The organism is Bartonella jaculi (assembly GCF_039543045.1).
Lineage (GTDB): Bacteria > Pseudomonadota > Alphaproteobacteria > Rhizobiales > Rhizobiaceae > Bartonella > Bartonella jaculi.
This window is the reverse complement of the sequence record NZ_BAABIZ010000079.1, coordinates 1-2668: the sequence shown is the minus strand read 5'-3', so window position 1 is coordinate 2668 and position 2668 is coordinate 1. Positions and strand designations below refer to the sequence as shown.

The following is a 2668-nucleotide window of genomic DNA, read 5'->3' as shown; positions in this document are numbered from 1 at the left end:
TGCTCTATAAAGCAGGCAACAATCATTTTACCTTTGGCAGTGCCGTTTCCTTATTAGGCACCCATCAACATAAAACAGAAGATATTGTTGGATTGGATGACTTTAGAACCAAGATTAATGAAGATCTGACAAGCTATGGACGCCTAGCAAACCCAAATGAATGGCAGAATTATAATAAATTTACCAGCAAAGTCACCATGAGTGGCGGTTTTGAGCTGTTGGGTAATTCGTCGTTTAGCCTTATCCATAATGGTGAAGTGGTGACACGTTTAAGTGCAAGCGGAAGTATGTTGAAAGGACCGCTGAAAATTGATGGTGAAGCTGTTTATACCAAGTCACAAGTGGATAAATTAATAGCTTCATTAGTCAAAAAACCAATTGAAATTCTTATGACAGAAAGTGGTCCTATACCTTTTCCTGAAGGTGTCACTGATGACACAAATGTAGAAATATGGGCATGGGGGGGCGGCGGCAGTGGAGGAACTGGAGGTTGGTTAAAAAATACTTATAACGGTCGTACCACATATACCTACTACGGTGGAGGTGGAGGCGGTGGAGGACAATGTGTCCGCGTAAAAATCAAAGGAGCTCAGTTTAGAAAAGCAAAAAATATCCAAATTGGTCGTGGGGGTAAAAATGGTAGTGGAGGTGCAACGATTATTGAAGGCGTTCTCATTGCCAATGGTGGGAGTATAGGCTCTCAGGGTAGCGGAGTTACCAAAACAGTAGGAGCAGGAGGAACAGGAGGCTACTCCGACATGCAAAACTTTATTTTTTCTGGCGGTAATGGTGGAAATGGCGGAAGCTGTAACGGCGGAAACTCTCTTTTTGGTGGTGCTGGTGGCGGTGGCGGATCTAGTAATGGCAGCGGCGGCTGTGGCGGTGAAAGTGACAAAGGTGGAAAAGGGGGCAGAGGTGGTCGTAATCAAGCTGACGCTGGTGGCGGTGGCGGCGGTTATTTTCCTGGAAAGGATGCAGAAAATTATAATAGTGGTGATGGCGGGAATGGCGCAGTATTGTTGAAATTTTTTATCTAGGAGGTATTGATGGAATATGCAGTTGTTGAAAATGGTGTGGTAACAAACATTATTGTTGCATCTGAGAATTATGTTCACGCCTTTGATGGTGAGGCTATCCCCTCCAGTGAAGCGCAAATTGGCTGGATTTATAAAGATGGAGTGTTCTCTCCTCCCTTGTTGGATGAAAACAAAAAACAATCCGCATTTACGCAACTAGCAGCGAAAGACGCAATCGTAGAGCCCCCTATAGGGGAGCCACAAAAAAGGTAAATAAGCTAAGTTATAGGAATGCTTGTTGTATAAAAGCTTAAAGACTCGTGTGATCTTTAAAGCCCTTTTTAGAACTCTTTCAAAGCCCTTTTAAAGAACTTTTTTGACTGACAGTGTCAGGCTTATGGAGCATGGTGATGCTTGTTATTGTCTCTTCATTGATTTGGAGAGCAAAATGGCAACAGAATTTAATCATGGTATTCGCCTCATTGAAGATGGTCAAGCTTCTCGCCCTTTGGAGATGTTTAGCCAAACCGCCATTGGGGCGGTTGTTACAGCCCCTGATGCGGATGCACAGACCTATCCCCTTAACGAGCCCGTGTTGGTCTTTACCCATGAGACAGAGAAAATCCAAAAGCTTGGGAGAAGAGGAACAGCCCTTGATGTTATCAATGCCGTGCGTGCGCAAGGGATCGAAGCACAAGTGATCCTTGTGCGGGTAGAAGAAAAGTCAACCATTGCTGAGACACAAGCCGAAATGGTAGGGTCCAATACGGCTTTGACCGGTGTTCATGCTCTAGCGCATGCTAGAGGGCATTTAGGTGTGGAACCTGGGATTTTACTGGCACCAGCTTATAGTGCAGGGCGCCTTGATAATGGCAAAAACCCCGTGGCAGATGCCTTGGAACAAGTGGCAGAAAAGCTGCAAGCGATTACCGTGTTTGATACGGGGGGGAAAAATACGGAAGAAAGCCTTGCCTATCGCGCAGATTTTTCCTCACGCTTTTGTTATCTGATTGATCCCTTTGTGCGGGTAGCAGATAGTGAGGGGGGCTTTAGTATAAAACCCGCAAGCCCCTTTGTGGCAGCCATGTTTATCAAACGGGACAAACAAAAGGGAGGTGTTTTTTGGTCTCCCTCCAACCAAGATGTTAAAGGTATTTTAGGCACAGCGCGCCCCATTAGCTATTTTGATGGGGAAATTGATCATGAGGCTAATCGTCTCAATAAAGCCGATATTGCCACCTTTATTCCCGCCCGCCTTAGCCAAAATGCGCATGGGCAAATGGCTGCCAATGGACGCATTTTATGGGGCAATCACACCACCTCCAGTGATCCACTCTGGCGCTTTGTCAATGTGGTACGCACCCGCGCAGCCTTGGAGAAAACCATCATTAACAATTTACGCCCTTGGGCGAATGACGAGAATCTGACCGGTCAACATGTCATTGCCATTACCCGCAGCCTTACACAGTTTCTTGATGATATGATTGCGCGCGGTGCGCTTTTAGGGGGGCGGGTTTGGTTTGACCGTGATTTGAATTCAAACAGCAATTTGCAATTGGGAAAATTGCGGGTGGAATTTGATGCAGAAGAAGTCCCCCCTCTCGAAGATTTAAGCTTTGGAAGCCGGCGCAATGGTGCTTACTTTAATCGGC

3 protein-coding genes are annotated in these 2668 nt (G+C 46.0%); all 3 read left to right on the top strand.

Going from position 1 to position 2668, the window contains the following annotated elements:
• A partial coding sequence (locus ABD915_RS09295; protein ID WP_345117617.1) for a Bgr_08870 family protein occupies window positions 1-1037 on the top strand: 1037 nt, incomplete at its 5' end.
• 9 nt (window positions 1038-1046) lie between these two features.
• Complete coding sequence (locus ABD915_RS09290; protein ID WP_345117615.1) at window positions 1047-1289, top strand: hypothetical protein; 243 nt, start codon at window positions 1047-1049, stop codon at window positions 1287-1289.
• Window positions 1290-1464: 175 nt separating this feature from the next.
• The coding region (locus ABD915_RS09285; RefSeq protein WP_345117619.1) for a phage tail sheath C-terminal domain-containing protein at window positions 1465-2668 on the top strand (1204 nt) is incomplete at its 3' end.